The sequence below is a fragment of the Vibrio renipiscarius genome (genome assembly GCF_000827885.1).
Taxonomy (GTDB): domain Bacteria; phylum Pseudomonadota; class Gammaproteobacteria; order Enterobacterales; family Vibrionaceae; genus Vibrio; species Vibrio renipiscarius.
The window spans coordinates 747,268-766,460 of the sequence record NZ_JTKH01000024.1; the positions used below are offsets into that span (position 1 = coordinate 747,268).

Here is a 19,193-nt window from a genome sequence, read left to right on the forward strand (position 1 = left end):
GCGAGTCAAATAAATATAACGGTGAAAAACCATGGCAAAGAAAAAGATAGTTGCAGTGACCGCTTGCCCTACAGGCATTGCACACACCTTTATGGCGGCGAAGAAAATTCAAAGCTGGGCCGAGAAACACGGCTACGAAGTAAAAGTTGAAACCCAAGGCAGTGATGGGGTTAAGAACAAGTTAACCGCGCACGATATCGCCACCGCAGACGGTGTGGTGTTGGCGATCGATGTGCCAATCATGGATATGGAACGTTTTGATAACGCCAATCCATTAAAAGTACGCACTCAAGAGTTAATCAAACGCGTTGATGAATTATTACCAACCGTTTTTACCCGCGGCAAAGAGAAAAGTGAAGGCGGCGTAGAAGTCGAAGAAGAGAAACGCTCGGCGTACCAAGTGGCGATCGGTCATATCATGACGGGTATTAGCTACATGCTGCCAGTGGTGGTGCTGGGTGGTTTGTTGATGGCGGTGGCGAAGATCACCGGTGAGTTCATTGATATCTCCGGTACGCCAATCCAAACCCTAGATAAGCTTGGTTTCATGACCATCAAGTTTATGTACCCAATTTTTGCGGCGTACCTAGCTTATTCTATTGCGGGTAAACCAGCTCTTATCCCTGCCTTTATTGGCGGTATCATGAGTGATGAAGTGTACAAACGCTTCTTCGATCTTGAAGGCTGGGCGCCATCCGGCTTCTTTGGTGCGATCGCGATTGGTTTCTTGGTTGGTTACTTAGTTCGTTATCTCAACGACACCATCAAGGTGAAAACTGAGCTGACTACGCTGAAAACCATGCTACTTGTTCCTGCGATTACGGGCGTCGTGATGGTGCTGACGATGGAATACGCCATCAATCCATTCTTTGGTGCCTTGAACATTGCGATGATCGATTTGTTCACTCAAGCGGGTGATGCAGGCCGTGGCATTTACTCAATGGTGATTGCAGCCGGTACGGCGTTTGACTTGGGTGGCCCAATCAACAAAGCCGCAGGTTCAGTTGCGCTTGGCCTAAACGGCATGGGCGAAGGTTTTGACTTGCTGGCTCGTGAGTTGGGTATTGTTATTCCGCCAATCGGCGTGGGTATTGCCGCACTGTTGGATGGCAAATTCCGTAAACCGGTGTTCTCAAATGAAGAACGTACGGTGGGTAAAACGTCACTTATGCTGGGTTTGATCGGTATTTCAGAAGGCGCAATCCCGTTCATTCTAAAGAACCCAAAAATGATTCCAATCATGATCTTAGGTTCAATCATTGGCACTCAAGTCGGCGTGCTGCTTAACGTGTGGCAAAGCCTGCCGTTACCTGCGGTTTGGGGGTGGTTCCTATCGTCTGACCCACTGAGCTACACCCTTTCTGTTTTGATCGGTTCAAGCTTCATCGCGGCCGCCTTGCTGCTGTGCACTAAGCCTGATAACGCAAACGCATAACACGTCACTCGGGGCGAGTTGCTCGCCCCATTATTTGAATTGCTCACAGGCCACGCCTTAGAGCAACAAGCAATACCAAGTAGAAGAGATATTCCTATGGCGAAAGTACATGTCATCCCGCACACTCACTGGGATCGTGAGTGGTATTTTACCCAGCAAGACAGTGACGTGCTTGCCACTTACAATTTCACAAAAGTGATTGAAACGCTTGAAAAGCAGGCTAGCTACAGTTGCTACCATCTTGATGGTCAATCTTCAATTGTGGAAGACTATCTGAAAGTGTTGCCGCATATGCGCGAGCGTATGAGCAAACTCATCCGTGACAAAAAGCTGTTTGTTGGCCCTTGGTATACCCAAACCGATACCTACAACGTGGGCGCGGAATCGATCATCCGAAACCTAAAATACGGCATGCACATCGCGCAAGAGATGGGACACAGCATGACCGTTGGTTATCTACCGGATACCTTTGGTCATAACGCGCAAATGCCAACGTTATTCAAAGGTATGGGGATTGATAACATCGTTTTCTGGCGTGGTATTGATTACGACCAGCAAGTGAAAAAATCGCATTTCCACTGGCAGTCAGCAGGCGATGACACCATCTATGCGTACAACCTAGTGCATGGTTATGGCGCGGCGAAAAACATTGTGCCGGACGCCGATCATCTCGATAAAAAAATCTTCCCGATGATCGAGAAAATCAAAGCTTTATCTGGCTTAGATGAAGTGCTGATCCCATCGGGCGGCGACCAAGTGAACATTGACCCGAACTTGCCTGTAACCTTAGCCGCGGCGACAGAGCGCTCGCCAGCCGGTGATGTTTACACCATCTCTTCAATGGAAAACTTTGTTGAGTACTTGCGCCACAACAGCGACGAATTTGAAACCTATCGCGGCGAGTTTAAAGCGCCGCGCTATACCCGTATTCATAAAACCATCGGCTCAGTGCGCTACGACATCAAAAAGCTCAACTTTGAAATTGAGCAGTTTTTAGTGAAGAAGCTAGAAGTGGTGATTGCGATAGCCAAAGCGCAAGGCATGACTGTGCACACAGAGCTGGTGGATATGGCGTGGAAGAAGATCCTAGAATGCCATGCCCATGACAGCATGGGCGGCTGTAATAGCGACGCAACCAATGCCGATATCATGCATCGCCTTAAACAAGCGGAAGAGATCTGTCATGGCCTGTATAACTTAGTGGTGAAAGAGATTGCCGCCAATGCGTGCCAAGACAATGACGTGATGATCTTCAACGCTCGCCCTGCGCCTTATTCAGGCGTAGTGAAAGTGGTCGCTTTCTCTCAATTTGAGCACATCGCGCTCAACGATGGCACGCAACGTTTAGACAGCGAAATCGTGAGCCGTGAAACCTTAGACGGCGGCAAAGTGATTGAAGTAACCAAAGACGGTGAGAAAGAAAAAGACGTACCGCCTTACTACCGTTTTGAACTCAACGTCACAGTGGCCGATTTACCCGCGCTGGGCTATCAAGTATTCCAAGTGACCCCAAGCGAAGCGACAAAGATTGCTCAAGAGCAATCGGTGAACCAGTCTGCCAGTATTGAAAACCAAACGTTGAAAGTGCACTTTTCAGCAGGGCAACTAACGCTAGAAGACAAGCGTTCTGGCCGTGTAGTGAAGCAGTTATTGAGCTTTGAAGAACAAGCCGATGATGGCGACTCTTATGATTTTTCACCGCTAGAAGGCGATACGCCGCTAATGTGCCAAGAGATGACTTGCCTGTCAGTAACACAAGGTGTGACAGAGCAACGCATGTTGCTGCGCGGTGAGTTGGCGGTACCACAAGATTTAGACGCACGTGTTGCCGGAGAAAAGGGCGCGCTAGCCCGTTTTGATGTTGTCCTGACTCTCGTTCAAGACGAACAACAACTGCGCGTGGAGATTACAACCCTTAACCAAGCGTGTGACCACCGCGTGCGAGTGGTGATTAACTCGGACGTGAATAGCCAAGAATCGCTCAGCACTCAGCCGTTTGCTTTGATGACTCGCCCTGTTGCGCCGTCAGTGGAAGGTTGGCGTGAGCGCTTCCGTGAATGCCCAATTGATATTGAAACCACCGAAGGTGCAGTTGCGATTGCTCAGGCAGATAAAGCGATGATCATTAATGGTCGCGGAATTAAGGAGTTTCAAATTCTTCCTGCCGATATGACGTTCGCGCAAGAGGGCACGAATGCGATTGCTTTAACGCTGTTTAAATCGACGGGCCGCTTAGGTAAAGATGATTTGTTATGGCGTCCGGGCCGTGCATCAGGCATCAACAATACCGTGGTGTATACCCCAGATGCGCAGTTGCAAAAGTCGATGACGTTTAATTTCTCGATTGCGTTGAGTGAAGAGGCGAGTCACCAAACGGTGCGTCGCTTAGAGCAAGCGTTTTTAGACCAGCCATTTGCTTACCAAAAACAAACGCTGAACAGTTTTGAAAATCGCTTGGAACGTTTCCAAGTACGCTTTGATGCGCGTGAAGCCAGCCAACGCTTTAGTCTGTTTGAGCTTGAGCAACCATTGCAACTGTCGAGCATTGGCCACTCTTTCTACCAAGACAACGCGGTGATCGTGCGTTTGTATAACGCCACTGATAAAGCGCAGGTGTTGGACACCACAGCCTTTGCACATTTTGCTGAAATAGAGCGTGTTAACCACCGTGAACATACGGTTGAGCAAGAGTGGCAAGTGAAGCCAAACAACAGCATTGATGTTCGCGTTAGCTTTAAAATTTAAGTCGCAGGTTAGGAATAATAAAAATGATTAGAGAACAAATCTATACCAAAGTGGCGGGTCTTTACCCTGCGGTTGATTCGGCTGGAAACGTATCTGAGAACGGCGGTGAAGCGTTAGCAGAATCGATCACCAATGACATTTTAGCGCTGATTGAAAAATGGCGTGGCAAAGCGCCGCAGTACCCGCAATGGGTGGATCAAACCACGTCCTATTTGATTACCTACGGTGACAGCTTTAGCCGTCAAGGCGAGCCAACCCTACAAACCATGAAGTGCTTTGCCGATAAGTATCTAAAAGAGGCCATTAGTAATATCCATATTTTGCCAATGTTCCCATACACTTCAGACGATGGTTTTAGTGTGGTTGATTACCGCAAGGTGGATGAAAACCTGGGTGACTGGGCAGAGCTTAATGCGCTCGCAGAAAACTTTGATTTGATGTACGACTGCGTGATCAACCATATCTCGAAAAGCAGTGATTGGTTCCAAGGCTTTTTAGCGGGCGACGAAGCGTATCAAGATTACTTTGTCGTTTCTGACCCTGAGCTTGATTACTCAAGCGTGACACGTCCACGTGCTTTGCCTTTGCTGACGCCATTTACCAAAGCCAACGGCGAAACGGCCCATGTGTGGACGACCTTCTCAGACGACCAAATCGACATTAACTTCCACTCACCTAAAGTGCTACTGGAAAGTATTGATATTTTGCTGATGTACGCCGCAAACGGTGGGCGTTCTATTCGTCTAGATGCGATTGGTTTTATCTGGAAAGTGCTCAACACGAGCTGTATCCATCTGCCTCAAGCACATGAAATCATCAAGCTGTGGCGCATTGTCATGGATGAAGTGATGCCGGGTAGCTTGCTGATCACTGAAACCAACGTGCCGCATCCAGAGAACGTGGCTTACTTTGGTCAAGGCGACGAAGCCCACATGGTGTATCAGTTCCCACTGCCGCCGTTAACGCTACACGCGTTTTTGGGCCAAGACAGCCAAGTATTGACCAAGTGGGCAAAAGGCTTAACCGCCGAGGCGATGGCATCGTTGGAAGAAGGCCGTAAAACGACCTACTTCAACTTCCTTGCTAGCCACGATGGTATTGGTGTGCGTCCAACCGAAGGCATCTTAACCAATGATGATCGCCAAATGATGTGCGAGCAGGTAGAGCGCAAAGGGGGGCGAGTTAACTACAAGAACAATGGTGACGGTACGCAATCGCCATACGAGCTAAACATCAACTATTTGAGTGCGATTACCGAGCCAGACGATAATGCCGAAACCAAGGCGAATAAGTTCTTGGCCGCGCAATCCATTCTTCTGTCATTTGTTGGCGTGCCTGCCCTGTATTATCACAGCTTGCTCGGCAGTGAGAATGATGTGCAAGGTATGGTGGAATCAGGCATTAATCGCCGTATTAACCGTGAAAAGTTTGCACTTGAAGATCTTGAGGCGGAATTGGCTCAAGTTGGTTCACTGCGTAACCGTATTTATACCGAGATGGTACGCCTATTGGATTTGCGTAAGCAACAAAGCGCGTTTGCTCCAACATCTAAGCAGGTCGTGCTTGAGTTGTCTTCGCAGCTATTTGGTTTACAACGTGGCGAGGGCGATGAGGCGATTCGTTTTGTGGTCAATCTGTCTGCGACAACGCAAGCGGTATCATTGATGGCGGGTGGCCGCGATCTTGTTTCAGGTGAAGCGTTCGATGCGCAGTTTACTCTGAACCCATATCAATTTGTTTGGCTAGCGAACTAACAGGAGCCGATGATGAAATTAGCACAACTTACCTCTCCAGATTTGATCATGCTTGATGCGGTGTTTGAAGACCGTTTCGCTGCGATTAACGCGCTGACTGACCGAATTGATCAAGCGGGTAAACTGACTAACCGTCAGCAGTTTTTAGAGGCCGTATTGCTGCGTGAAGAAGAAGGCCCAACCGCTCTAGGTGAATACCTAGCGGTTCCTCACGGTAAATCAGACGCGGTTATCGAACCGGTTTTTGCCTGTGCTTTCGTGAAAGAAGAGCTGCAATGGCAAGGTCTTGATGGCGATGAGCCGGTCAATATGATCTTCTTGCTAGCCATTCCACCGGCCGAAGCGGGATCGACCCATATGGCGGTATTGACCACGTTGACCTCTTCTTTGGTTGAAGATGATTTCCGTGAGGCATTGCTAAAAGCCAATACCACCGATAAGGTAATGGCTCTGTTTGGTGCGGAAGAAGAGTCAGTGCCTGCTGTTGATCACGTAGAGTGCGAACCAGAGCAAGTTGAACCAGACGAGCCTGAAATGGCGCGCGACATTAGTGGCAAAGCGTACCCAATGGTGTTGGGGGCGGGGATTCTGATTTCGGCCATCTTGTTCTTAATGATTTAGAACATTCGATCGCACGTCATGAGCCCTCTATTCATGACGTCATATTGAGACGGCAAGCATGCTCTATTACCCATAGGGCATGCTTTTTTTGCTTCTCAAAGCGATTCTCAATATGAAATCAAAACCGGAAATGGCGCTAAGTGATTAATAAAGTTTGTTTTATTGATTGGCTTACTCTTTGCATTTGAACTGTATCGAATAAAACCAACGGTCAGTGTAGAGAGGGAATATGAATGACACGGTAAAGTTATTGTCCACAGAGCAAACGCAAGCGTTCGACACCGAATACGTTGATGATGAGATGTTTGAATTAGTGGCTAAGCAGCTTCAACACTATCATATTACCCAGCAAGACTTTCAGTTGATGGATGTTGGCGGCGGGAACGGAAAATACGTTGACCGCATCTTAAGCCGTTTTCCTCAAGCAAGTGTCACGCTCGTCGAGCCTGAGCCGTCATTGGTGGCTAAAAATACGCCCAATACGCGCAAGCACATTATTCCTTCGACCTTTCAAAATCTTGATTTACCGAGTCAGTTGCAAGTGGTGCAATTTAATTGGGTGTTGCATCATTTTGTCACCGATGGCTACGCCAATACCTGTCAATTGCAGCAAAAAGCCATTGAAGAAGCGTATCAAATTTTGGCACCCGGAGGGGTGATCCTTATCTATGAAAATTTCTATGAAGGCGCGTGGCTGAAATCACTTCCAAGTTGGATGATTTATCAACTCACGGCCAGTCAGCGCTTTGCGCCCTTCGCCGAACGGCTAGGGGCCAATACGGCTGGTGTTGGTGTGTGTTTCCATTCCGCCAGTTACTGGCAAACATTATTGCAGCGAGCGGGGTTTTTGACCATTCAAGAAACCCATTGCTATGATTTTGGTACGCTTTCACCGCTGAAAAAATTAGGGCTCATGCTGAAAAAACAAAGCGTTGGTTTGCTGATTGCGCAAAAACCGCATTGCTAGCCGGTCCTTCGTTATCCGGCCATTGCGATTCGTCCGGCGCTTCCCGTTCATCGCTCTTTGCGCAAAGACGTAACGGTTTTTGCCGATTAGGCTGGGTAAAAAACGGCTAACCAAACGGTGGTTTCTTGCGATGATGTGGCCGCAACTCGATGCTTTTGATGGGCCGGAATATTGAGATAGTCACCGTGCTTGAGCTGAAAAAGTTGTCCGTCATCGTACTCAATCACGCCAAAACCGGATAACACCAACACCCATTCATGCTCTGTTTGATCATACCAACCTTGCTCAGGCGAGGTGTGTCCGTGTGAAACAATACGCTCGATCCGAACGCCTTTTGTATTCACTAATTCTTCAAATAATTCGTCGGGTAATGAGTCTGGGATTTTATTCAATAGGTTGTTCATTTTTGTCCTTATCAAACGCATTGATATTGAGCTTACTTGAATTCACTGCAGTGACGTGACGGCAGTATCGATGAGCAGATCCAGTTTAAGGTTGAAGTGAGACGCGTAAACCGGGATTCATTTATGCCATTCTGTCTGACTCATTGTGACAGGTTTAGGATGTCATCTTGATGATCAAAACGTTGCCATTGATAGAATTTATGATCGGCGAGAGCCAGCATCGGCAGATCTTCGTAGGTATCTCCGTAAGCGTAAATCACCGGATAAGCCGCGAGATCGACGGAGCGTTTAACCGCGGTGACTTTATTGTCTAAACTGCAGTCGCCATAAAGATACCCGCCAGTGTAGTGGCCGTTTTTGTGCGCCAGTGTGCTGCATAACAGTTTGATGCCTTGCTGCTGGCACCAAATTGACAGGTACGGGCTGAGCGATGCGGAAACGACATAGATGTCATCGCCTTGCTGCTGATGCCAACGAATTTTGGCGAGAGCGTTAGGGCGAATCATGTGGACGAGACGCTCGGTGACAAACTGTTTTGCTCGCGCGTCGAGTGATTCAATGGCTCGACCGCCAAAGGCCATTTTGGTTAAGATTGGTCGGGTATAGCGCGCTGGCAACCATTTTAAATGGTACAAAGCGATGATTGGCGAGACGAGTAGTCCACCTAACATCAGCCGTATTTTCGGTGTCGCGTAAAATAAGAAAGCGGTGTAGGCATCTTCATTGGTGATGGTGCCATCAAAATCAAACAGCGCAAGGTTCATGGGGTTGGTTTTCATTGTGGTTATGACGGTGAGGTTTTCTTCGTATTAGCCGGTTGCCAAGTGCGTTGCTTGTTTTTTTCTTCTTTGGCCAAAAATGCGCTTTCAAGATCAATGTCATAACGGTTCGCGATAGAGCATAAGTAGATGAAGATGTCCGACAGTTCATCGCCGATCTCACCGACTTTAGCATTGGGATCGATGGCGATGCCTTCGGCTTTGCGTATGGCTTGAAATAATTCGCCCACCTCTTCCCCGAGGAGTAAGCACTTCTCTATTACGGGTTGATTAGCAAAATTTCGTTCCACTTCTAACTCCGCCACATAGTGCTGAAAATCGGCTAATGTCGGTTTTGATGTGAGTTTTGGCATGGGGTTTCCTTTGGCATCCATAGTGAAAGCGATTCTTACTGCCTAGCGTATCGATTTCACGCTCAGATTGCTATTTAAGGCGGTAGCTATCAACGTGAGCACGACATTGCGCTGCTCAACGTCGATAGACCAAGACGGAACGATTAGTCGAGTTTGACGCTCTCTTTTGACGCAAGGAATTGAACTTGATGATCAAACAGTTGTTGGGCTTGCTGCTCATCAAAATCCAGTTGGAAAGTTTGGCGAAGTAATTGATGTAATTGCTGAGCGCTTTCAATGTTCACCACTCGCTCATTTCCCAATTCGTCATCGTATTGGCGCCACTCTAAATTTTTGAGTAGGTTACGTTGAGTTTGGCTTAGGTTTGAGATGACCAAATTACGGTAGAAGCCACTCGCTGGATTCTGTGAGGTGTAGAAATGGCCAATATCGCAGTCCATTTCTGTTACTTCACTTAAGTCGAAGCGGTATAACGCCTGCCAGTGATCATCTTGCCAAAGCTCCAGTCGAAAGTGTGTCTGCGCTTTTTTCAGGCGAAACTGTTGGGATAAATACTCAAAGTTGTGTGTTTCAAGTGGAATCGCCATGCGTGGGGTTTGTACGCCAAAACCCACATCAACGAGGTACTGTACACCATTCAGTTCAAGTAAAGTCACACGATGAGTGCGTCCATTGTCTTCATTGCCGTTGAGCAAAACACGAGCAAGGAGCGGGCGCGTAGTAAAGCCCAGTTCGCTTAGCAGTGTATGGAAGAGCTTATTGTGTTCAAAGCAGTAGCCGCCAGTGCGTTGTTCGATCAGGCGTTGATAAACCGCTTCAGTATCAAGACTAAGATCGCGTTTTAGTAGAACGTTGGCACTGCAAAAAGAGAAGTGCTCTAAGTGGTGAGCAATCAATTGGTTGATGAAAGCCAAGCCCTGAGCAGATTCTGTTTGTAGAGGTTTGGTTAAGTAACGTTCAATAAAGAGTGGCGTCGTCATTGGTGACCTTTTAATTCGAAGTAGTTAACGATAGCGCTATCGCACTATTACATAGTAGCTGACGGTATCGTGCTGCTGAGCCAATGTATGCAAAGCATTAGTATCAATATCAGTATTGGCGTTACTGTAAAACCTCAACCTAACTTTAGGTAAAGCACTTTTTCGTTTGACCACGTTATTCGGGGTAAATCGAATGTAGGGCGACAAAGCCAATACCTTTATTCTGTGGTGGTTGGGCAGTTGTGCCTTTCGCTATCGACAATCATATTTGATGAGTGATCGCAGTTTATCGCGAGGCAGAACGCTGGTGATATTGGTTGTTGTTGGTACATAGTAAAGGCAGATTTCTTTTAAGTTAGGCACATTTCTGATAACCAATTTTTCCAGTGGCGCTTGGAATATCTGAATCTGCTCCAGAGCAGGCATGTCTTCCAGTGTTAAGTGGCGAAGATCGGAGTGAACCACGGTGACCTTGGTCAGTTTTGGCGACTGTTGCATCTTCAGCTCAGGCACACTGACATCATCGAGCTCTAGCTCTTTAAGGCTAGGTTGCGGCGCGATGGTGAGTGTTTCTAACTCGTTTAAACGGTCAAGCTCAAGATCATTGAGTTTGGGCAAGGTCGGTATAGTGAGTGATTTGACGTTGCTGTAGCCAAAGTAGGCCGTTTTGAGCGCAGAGTCGCTTGGCCATTTCAGTGTGACCAGATTGTCGATAGTCGCGTTGAGATATTTGAGATCGGATAAGGTCGATAGATCCAATAGACCATTATCAAATTCGGCTCTTAGCGTAAGTGATTCAAGGCTATTGTATTGGGTAAAGTCACCACTTTCGGCAACGTTACCATCATTATTGCAATGTATTTCCGTAATTTCGGCCATGTAGGGGAGTTGTTCCCCGGCGGAGACGCAATAATAGAGATGGGTATTTTTTGGGAACTGATCTTCCACTTTGGCCAGTGGATTATTGTCGAGGGAATAAGAGGTAATGTTGGGAATGAGCTGAAAATCAAATGATGTCAGCTGGTTATTCTCCAACCCGAGAACCGAGATAAAATTAGGTTGTGCGTACTGTATGGTTTTAAGTTGGTTTTTGGCGAGATACAGATTATTCAATGCTGGTAACGTTCGGCCATCAAACGATTCTATCTGGTTATTTTGCGCTTCTAAATAGTGCAGTGCTGGCAAATGAGTAAGTGTTAAATCAGAGAGTTTATTATCCGATAATCTGACTTCCGTAAGGTTTGGCATGTCAGTTAACGTCAATGATTTTAACCCGGTTTTGGTTATCTCAATATTTTCTAATTGATGGCTGTTGTTGAGTGACAGAGTCTCTAATCCTGGGGTTTGAATAAAGAGTCTAGTCAATGCAGGCAAATCAAGCTCGAGCTTTAGCTTTGCGGGTAAGCGGTGATCTTTTTCGGTATCGATTATGCCCAAATCACGTAATTTAGAGTGTTGTAGCGACAGGGTAAAATCGCCTTTTATTGGCGTGCCGATAAAGGACAAGTCTTCAAGGCTCGGTAATTGCTTTTCAAACGTCGCAGGCGTGATATCGGTTTTTGAAAGATCATCACCGTCGACCGTTAAATGGGTCAGCTCAGGCAGGGTTCCGAGGGTGAGTGATTTTAATCCCTCTTCCGTTATTTGTGCCCACAGCTCAAGGTGCTGCAATTTTTGGTTGGCGCTGACATCCAGTTGGGAAATAAAGTTGCTGCTAAGATCTAGGTAGTTTAATTGAGGGAAATACTCAATTTCATCAGCACTTTCAATATCCATGCGCGAGCATTCAAGGCGAGTGACTTGGTCTAATTCTTCAATGCCTAAATCTAAGACACATTTTTCAAAGTTGTCATCAGAAAAACGAATATCAGAGACTTTCTCTGGTGGAGTACAGCCGACGAGGCCGACTAACATCGAGAATCCAATGGCGATTTTGCCGAGTTTATATTTGAACATAACGACTTTGCTTACTCACTGCTTATGATATGTGCCATCCCTATCTCGTCAGCATACTATGTTGCTTGCATACCTTTCACTCTGTTAATTATCAAATTTGGCCATCACAAGCACGCTGAACAATCGGTTATTGCGATTTTAAAGGCATTTTTGCAGCAGTAACGAGCAAGTTAGCCTGTTTATCCCTGTTTCGAAGCGGATGTCTTTGGGGCCAATGGTTAACTCGGTTGTAAAGAAAGAGCGCCAGCTTGGGCTGACGCTCGTTGTTAGAGATGACTAGAAGAGTCGGCGAGTTAGCTGGCTTTTTCGGCCGTGGAGACGGGTGTTATTTCCTCATTATCAGCACTTGATGGTGTTTCTGAGAACAAATCGGCGACGGCGCTGCGTTCAAGCTCGCCTTTCAAGTTACCGTCTTCATCAACCACAGGCAGCGAGAAATCGCTGGAAATGGTTTCCGTTAGAACGGTTTCAATGACCGCATCAGGTGAAATCGATGGTACAGATTCATAAGTCACATCGCTGAGTTCATCGATATGCGGAGCTTGGGAAGCATCAATCAATCCTTCCTTGGTAATTAACCCTTGGTAGCCTTCGTCGGTCACATGATAGCCGTAATCTTGCTTCGACTTTTTCATTTGGTTGAGCGCATCTTCAATGGTTGAAGCGGTAATGCGTAGCGCGGGTGGCTGCATCACGGTTTCGACCGTCAGTGCGCGGGCGCGGTTGACGTCTTTTACAAACGCTTCCACATAATCGTCAGCAGGATTGAGCAGAATGTCATCGGGTGTGCCTTGCTGAACCAGCACGCCATCTTTTAAGATCGCGATGCGATCCCCGATGCGCAGCGCTTCATCTAAATCGTGGGTAATGAAGATAATCGTTTTGTGCAGTGTTTCTTGCAGCTCAATTAACTGATCTTGCATTTCACTACGAATCAGTGGGTCAAGGGCTGAAAAGGCTTCATCCATCAGAAGTATTTCGGCATCTGTCGATAACGCGCGCGCTAAACCGACACGTTGTTGTTGACCGCCAGACAGTTGAGCAGGGTATTGTTTTTCATAGCCTTGGAGGCCGACGGTGTTCAGCCAGTCAGTGGCGCGCTGAATACGCTCACCTTTTTCAATGCCTTGAATTTCTAAGCCATACGCAACGTTATCTAACACGGTGCGGTGTGGTAATAGACCGAATCGTTGGAATACCATCGACATCTTGTGGCGACGAAACTGCTCCAGTTCTTTGTTAGACAGTTTCATTACATCAATGCCTTCGACTAAAATCTGCCCTTCGGTTGGGTCGATTAGGCGGTTAAAGTGGCGGATTAGAGTTGATTTACCTGAGCCGGACAAGCCCATGATAACGAAAATCTCACCTTGCTTAATGCTGAGGTTAATGTCTTTCAACCCCACGGTGTGGCCAGTATTTTTCAGGATCTCATCTTTGCTATCACCGCGTTTCACTTGATCCATTACTGAGCTCGGGTTGCGGCCAAACACCTTGTATAAACCGCTAATTTCAATCAATGCATCAGTCATGTTTTAGATCCCCTAAGTGAGCTTGAGTTCGCTTGGCATACGCTTGAGAAGCGCGGTCGAATAAGATGGCCAAGGCCACAATGGCGAAGCCGTTAAGAAGACCAAGGGTGAAATATTGATTGGTGATGGATTTAAGAACGGGTTGGCCCAGGCCTTTTACGCCAATCATTGAAGCGATCACAACCATAGACAGGGCCATCATAATGGTTTGGTTAATACCGGCCATAATGGTGGGCATGGCTAAAGGTAGCTGTACCCCAAACAAACGCTGTTTGTTGCTCGCACCGAAGGCCGTTGCTGCTTCTAGTACTTCTTTATCCACTAAGCGAATGCCTAAATTGGTTAAGCGGATGACGGGAGGAATAGCGTAGATCACCACGGCAATTAAGCCCGGAATTTTACCAATGCCCAATAGCATGACGACGGGGATCAGGTAGACGAATGCGGGCATGGTTTGCATCACATCCAGCATTGGCGTCACGACAGATTGCACGCGGTTTGAACGCGCCATGGCGATCCCAATTGGAATGCCCAGTACGATGGCCAACATGGTACAAACGGTAATGATACTGAGTGTGCGCATGGTGTCGTCCCACATGCCGAAATAGCCAATTAGCATCAACGATATCACGCAGCCAACCACCAATTTCCAAGATCGACTCGCGACATAAACCAGAGCGCAGCAACCGGCTAAAACGAGAAACCACGGTGCGGAAAGGAGCAATTTTTCAAACCACACTAAGAAAGAAAGCAGCGGGTCAAAAATGGATTCAATCAGATCGCCATATTCCCGAGAGAAGTCGCGATAGGCGCCGTCTAATGTTTTGCGAATAGCGCGTAGGTCCGCGCGATCCATCGCGGGGAATTCACTAAACCAGTTAGTGTCAGACATGTTAATTTCCTTATCAATACTGAAGCGGCTCCTGCCGCTTCAGAACTACAGATGTATGACTAGAGAAGTCTTGTTCGTCTGCTGAGGTTAGGTGGTGGGTATTAGATAGCCTCGTTGATCTTATCCGCGACGGCTTTTGGCACCCATTGTTGCCAAACGTCAGGGGACGTTTCTAGGAAGTGGAACATGGTATCTTCACCACTGGCTTGATTGTCTTCCATCCATGCCAAGAGCTGGTTCATTTGTGCGTTCGTGAAGCCACGTTTGTTTAGGTACTCTTGAACTTCTGGTGCGCGAGAGGCAAATTCTTCCGTGACAATGGTATGAACCGGTGATGGTGGGTACATGGTGGTTTTTGGATTTTCACAACCATCACGTGAGGTACAGTTTAAGTATTCTTCAGTATCAACCCCGCTGCCAAAGTCGACTTTAACCATATCGAATTTACCGAGAATCGCAGTGGGTGCCCAGTAGTAACCAAACCAAGCTTCTTCACGGGTATAAGCTTTGGCTAAAGAACCAGAGAGACCCGCGCTTGAGCCTGGGTCAACCACGGTAAAGCCGGCATCATCAAGGTTCATCGCATTAAATAAGTTACCCGCACTGATCTGGCAGTTCCAACCTGCGGGGCAAGTATAAAATGCGCTGGTGTCAGGATCTTCAGGGTGCTCAAACAGTTTCGCATGTTTTTTCACCCCTTCGATTGTGGCGATTTCAGGGTATTGTTTAACAAGGTAGGCTGGCACCCAAAACCCTTCTTCACCGCCTTCAACCAATGCTTTGCCGGCGTAACGTAGACGCTTATCAGCGACACCTCGGTCTAGTGCTTCTTTTAGGCTGTTACTCCACATTTCAGGGGCAATATCAGGTTGGCCTTTTTCGATCATAGAAGTGCCGGTTGGCATCGTATCGCCTGGGATCAGTTCCGCATTACAACCATAGCCTTCAGTCAAAATGAATTGATCAAGGTTGGCAAAAAAGCTTGCGGAGCTCCAGTTCATTTCGGCGATGGTGACGTCACCACACTCGTCTGCAGAGGCTTGAGTAGCGGTTAAACCCGCCAAAATAAGAGTGGCTAATTTTAATTTCATTTCGATTTCCATTCTAATGAGTACATCATAAGGTTATAGAAATGTTCGTGATAATTCAAATAACTGTTAATAAGTTTGAGGTTTGTGTTTTCCAGAATTAACAAGGCTTAAGCGCCTAAATAGAAGCGTTAGACGCGGTATTTAGGCACATTTTACGGCGTATTTTGCGAGCAAATTTATTTTCATCTTTGAATGTATCGAAAAGTGTACATTTTGTTGATGTATGAGTTGTACGAGCCCGAAAACTAATCAGCAGACCAAACATTTCTAATGTCTGGCCACCCCCAATTGGTGAGCGCGACATCCTTAAGTACCCCGTGAAAACGCAAGGTTTGGCTGTGATGGAAAAGTGGTAATAGCCAATATTGATTGACCAGCGCAGAGGCGATGGGTTCTAACTCGTGCAGGTAATCGGTGAGCGGTGTCGTTTGGCGCAATGTTTGTAGGGATTGCGATAACCAAGCGCGGGCTTCTTTGCCGATGCAGCCGTGCACAATGGCGTTGTGGTAAAGGCTATTGAACGCCGAAGCATGACGATTGTCATCAAGGTTGATATTCGTGAGCACAAGGTTTTCTTGAAGTTCTGTTTGTGCACAGCGGCTATTGAGATCCCTAAAGGAGTAAGTATTCACTTGCACCTTAATGCCCAATAAACTGAGTTGGTCGGCGATAGCTTGGGCACAATTGACTAATGCATTGTAGTCATACACGGCGATTGAAAGGTGCTGCGGTAGATCGGCCTGGTGCGATTTCGGACGCAGTATTTTGTGCCAGTTAGGCAGAAGATGGTAAGCGTGTTCGCTGCCAAATGCTTTGCCGTTTTGTGTGAGATGATGATGAACGGTTTCTGGTGTGATCAGGCTAGAAAGGTAACGGCGCTGCTGATCGGTAAGGGCATTGGTGCTGTGTTGATTAAATAACACGAACAGGCAACCATCTTCGGTTTGAGTGTGTTGAATCGATGGGGATTCTAGATTCTGTGCCTGGTCCGTTAAATAATAATGGCAGGTTTGATCTCGTTGTTTTTCTGGATGATTGGTTTCAATTTGTTTTTGTTTTAATTCGCTTTCATCGAGCTGCCAGATCGTGACGAGATCGGTCAACGCTCGGCAGGCGTAGTACTGCTCAAATGCTTGCAAACACAGCTTGATCTCTGAATGCTCGACGACCTCAAACACTCCGCTGCCGATAACTTGCCCCTGAAAGTCAGCTTGCAATTGCTGTAGGGGTTGAATTGAATATTTCACGCCAGAAAGCAAACCACCAAAACCAAAATCGGGCTCAGACAGTGTGAAGACAACCTTGTTCGCCATTGGCGCGCTGACATGGTCTAAATGATTGAGCTCTCTTTGATAGTTGGGATGACGGCGAAGTTGTATAAATAGGTCTGCAATATGGCCCGCATCGATGGGTTTTCCATTATGGAAGGTGAGGCCAGGTCGGAGATAGAAGGTCCATTGAATGCCCTGTTCATCATGGTGCCAGTGATGGGCTAATTGCGCTTCTAACTCACCATTGGATTGACTGGTGACCAAGCAGCAATACACTTGTCGGATCAGATAGCGCTCGCTGGAACGATGTAATAAATGCGGCAATAATTTTTCAAATGGCCGTTTGTAAGTCAACTGAATATGCAGACGGCCCTCGCGGATCGATGCGCCAGAAGTGGTTTGTAGCAGTTGACCAAAGGCATGTTCGTCGTTGTCGAGTATCGCGAGTGCTTTTTCATATTTACCTTGCTGGATACGCTTGGCAGCAAGTTGAGCTTTCAGTGTTTCAAGGCTCAATTTTAATATTAAGGTTGAGCGCTGATTACGGCCGACTTTAGGTTGCCAACTGAGCCATTCTTGTTTTTGCATTTCTCCAAGCAGGTTGCGAGCGTGACGAGCACTAGTAAAGAGCGTTTCCGCGACCTCCGCTAAGGCTGTTTTGATCTCTGAGCCCACGCCGAGTGGTGTAAGACGAGCGTAGTAGCGAAGGAGGTTGAGATCAGACATGCAAATAGACTCTTTTTAAGAAATGAAGCAATGAATACGACAGTGATTTCCGCAATTAGGCCATTATACGGATAATTTTGCTAAATTTAGTCGAAATAGGTCAAATTGAGGAGCAAGAAATATAAAACTGAGCAGTTTTTCATTTCCTAATTATAGGCAAGAATAGTGAGGTGAAAGAGTAGAAAGAGCAGTGGTGAACAGACTGTCGCTCCTGTACCCCCAAGAACGCCTGCTTACTGCTGCTTTTTGTACTCTTTTTCAGCGAGCGATTAACTCGTTGAGTTGCGTTTTTTGGATCGTTTACGGCGGAGAATAAGTCCGATTAAACCGATAAAGAACAGCGCTGAAGCGGCCCATACGGCAAACGGATGAGCGGTATAAAAAGTGCTGATTTGGTGCAGATGAGAAAAAGCCACATTGCTCAATAAACTGAAGACAGCAACCCAAATAGTGGCGGCTAACGCATTGCCCCATAGAAACTCGTGCCGTGGCATTTTGGCTATCCCGCACGCCAGCGGCATAAACTGCTTCATTCCTTCAATAAAGCGGCTTACAACTAAACAAATAGGCCCATATTTTTGAATGTTAACTTGCAGCTTTTTCATCTTATCGCCCGATATGTAGCCTTTTTTATCCAACCAACCTTCAAAGTAATAGCCGATTAGATAGCCACAGGTATTGCCGATAAAACAGGCGAGCCATGATACGACCATCACCAGTGGCAGATTCATCACCCCGCGTGAGGCCAGTATGGATGCGGCGATCATTAACGATTGGCCGGGCATCGGTATGCCTATACCTTCAAGAGAGATACTCACGGCTAATGCCAAATAGCCATATTGGGCGAGTATTGGTGACATGGCATTGAGTAATTCGTTTATGTGTTCCACATAAAACTCCTAAGAGACAGAAATGTATAACGACGCCTGGAGAAACGTTCAATTAATCATGACGCAAGATGGGTCTGAAAAGCCAGCCTCGATTTGATATTTGAGCGGCGAAATGGAACGGTTTGGTTTTGATTACTGTACTTTGCTCTCGCTAAAAATAATACAAAAATGCCCGCCAAGTCAGCTTGGCGGGCATTTTTTATGCAGCATAATGTTTAAGGCAAATGGCATTATGGCTGGATTATAGTGTTTCAATCGCGTCTAACAGTTGACGGTTGAACTCTTCAGAAGTGACTTGCGCCGTTTCCATATCGAAGTTGTCGTAGAAGCTTGGTAGTGAGATGCTCGCTTTTACATCTGCGGCAAAGTAAGGCGCGGAGCCTGATGCTGCTGCTAATACGCTACTTGCACCGCCAGGGCCAGGAGACGTTGCAAGCATAATGACTGGCTTGCCTTGGAATACTTTCATGTCGATGCGCGTTGTCCAATCAAATACGTTTTTGTAAGCCGCGGTGTAAGAACCGTTGTGCTCAGCAAAAGAGATGACAATCAGGTCAGCATCGCTGATGGCTTGGAAGAACTGCTTCGCTTGCTCAGGTTGGCCGAGCTCTTTTTCACGTTCATCACTAAAGATTGGCATTTCCAGCTGGTGGATATCAAGCATGTTCACTTCTGCATTTGGTACTTGCTTTGCAGCGTAGTGAGCTAATTGCTGGTTGATTGAGTTTTTGTTGTTGCTAGCGCCAAATGCTAAAACTTTCATATTCTATTCCTAAGTGCTTTTGCTGAATTCGTTT

The 19,193-nt window shown here is 46.8% G+C and carries 16 protein-coding genes; 5 read left to right on the forward strand and 11 right to left on the reverse strand.

The window, feature by feature from the left end:
* The first annotated feature begins 31 nt into the window (after nt 1–31).
* The 5 genes from OJ16_RS16980 (at nt 32) to OJ16_RS17000 (ending at nt 7,522) form a co-directional block, all read left to right on the forward strand.
* Nucleotides 32–1,435, forward strand: a complete 1,404-nt coding sequence (locus tag OJ16_RS16980) for a PTS fructose transporter subunit IIC (RefSeq protein WP_040992420.1) — start codon at nt 32–34, stop codon at nt 1,433–1,435.
* A 96-nt stretch (nt 1,436–1,531) separates the two neighbouring features.
* Nucleotides 1,532–4,180: a glycoside hydrolase family 38 N-terminal domain-containing protein gene (locus OJ16_RS16985; protein WP_040992422.1), complete on the forward strand. Its 2,649-nt coding sequence runs from the start codon at nt 1,532–1,534 to the stop codon at nt 4,178–4,180.
* Nucleotides 4,181–4,203: 23 nt separating this feature from the next.
* A complete protein-coding gene (locus tag OJ16_RS16990) occupies nt 4,204–5,934 on the forward strand; it encodes an alpha-amylase family glycosyl hydrolase (RefSeq protein WP_040992423.1) in 1,731 nt (576 codons plus the stop codon).
* A 12-nt stretch (nt 5,935–5,946) separates the two neighbouring features.
* A complete protein-coding gene (locus tag OJ16_RS16995; RefSeq protein WP_040992424.1) occupies nt 5,947–6,555 on the forward strand; it encodes a fructose PTS transporter subunit IIA in 609 nt (202 codons plus the stop codon).
* 229 nt (nt 6,556–6,784) lie between these two features.
* On the forward strand, nt 6,785–7,522 hold the full coding sequence (locus OJ16_RS17000; protein ID WP_040992425.1) for a class I SAM-dependent methyltransferase: 738 nt from the start codon (nt 6,785–6,787) through the stop codon (nt 7,520–7,522).
* An 86-nt stretch (nt 7,523–7,608) separates the two neighbouring features.
* On the opposite strand, the gene OJ16_RS17005 is transcribed toward OJ16_RS17000, so the two are convergent.
* The 11 genes from OJ16_RS17005 to OJ16_RS17055 form a co-directional block, all read right to left on the reverse strand.
* Entirely contained in the window at nt 7,609–7,926 is a 318-nt protein-coding gene (locus OJ16_RS17005) for a cupin domain-containing protein (protein ID WP_040992427.1), read from the reverse strand.
* A 140-nt stretch (nt 7,927–8,066) separates the two neighbouring features.
* On the reverse strand, nt 8,067–8,690 hold the full coding sequence (locus OJ16_RS17010; RefSeq protein ID WP_040992428.1) for an HAD-IB family hydrolase: 624 nt from the start codon (nt 8,688–8,690) through the stop codon (nt 8,067–8,069).
* A gap of 20 nt (nt 8,691–8,710) precedes the next feature.
* Nucleotides 8,711–9,058 (reverse strand): MazG nucleotide pyrophosphohydrolase domain-containing protein, encoded by a 348-nt coding sequence (locus tag OJ16_RS17015; protein ID WP_040992429.1) that lies wholly within the window; start codon nt 9,056–9,058, stop codon nt 8,711–8,713.
* 143 nt (nt 9,059–9,201) lie between these two features.
* Nucleotides 9,202–10,038 carry an arylamine N-acetyltransferase family protein gene (locus OJ16_RS17020; protein ID WP_040992430.1) on the reverse strand — a complete coding sequence of 279 codons (837 nt, stop codon included), beginning with the start codon at nt 10,036–10,038 and terminating at the stop codon, nt 9,202–9,204.
* Nucleotides 10,039–10,290: 252 nt separating this feature from the next.
* Complete coding sequence (locus OJ16_RS17025; RefSeq protein WP_040992431.1) at nt 10,291–11,994, reverse strand: leucine-rich repeat domain-containing protein; 1,704 nt, start codon at nt 11,992–11,994, stop codon at nt 10,291–10,293.
* A 293-nt stretch (nt 11,995–12,287) separates the two neighbouring features.
* Entirely contained in the window at nt 12,288–13,526 is a 1,239-nt protein-coding gene (locus tag OJ16_RS17030) for a quaternary amine ABC transporter ATP-binding protein (RefSeq protein ID WP_040992432.1), read from the reverse strand.
* Nucleotides 13,519–14,418 (reverse strand): ABC transporter permease, encoded by a 900-nt coding sequence (locus OJ16_RS17035; RefSeq protein ID WP_040992433.1) that lies wholly within the window; start codon nt 14,416–14,418, stop codon nt 13,519–13,521. The genes OJ16_RS17030 and OJ16_RS17035 overlap by 8 nt, the downstream gene beginning before the upstream one ends.
* A 101-nt stretch (nt 14,419–14,519) precedes the next feature.
* Entirely contained in the window at nt 14,520–15,509 is a 990-nt protein-coding gene (locus OJ16_RS17040; RefSeq protein ID WP_040992434.1) for an ABC transporter substrate-binding protein, read from the reverse strand.
* 245 nt (nt 15,510–15,754) lie between these two features.
* Nucleotides 15,755–17,506, reverse strand: a complete 1,752-nt coding sequence (locus OJ16_RS17045; RefSeq protein WP_040992435.1) for an SgrR family transcriptional regulator — start codon at nt 17,504–17,506, stop codon at nt 15,755–15,757.
* A 269-nt stretch (nt 17,507–17,775) separates the two neighbouring features.
* Complete coding sequence (locus OJ16_RS17050; RefSeq protein WP_040992436.1) at nt 17,776–18,396, reverse strand: DedA family protein; 621 nt, start codon at nt 18,394–18,396, stop codon at nt 17,776–17,778.
* Between the two features lie 241 nt (nt 18,397–18,637).
* Entirely contained in the window at nt 18,638–19,159 is a 522-nt protein-coding gene (locus OJ16_RS17055; RefSeq protein WP_040992437.1) for an NADPH-dependent FMN reductase, read from the reverse strand.
* Nucleotides 19,160–19,193 lie beyond the last annotated feature (34 nt).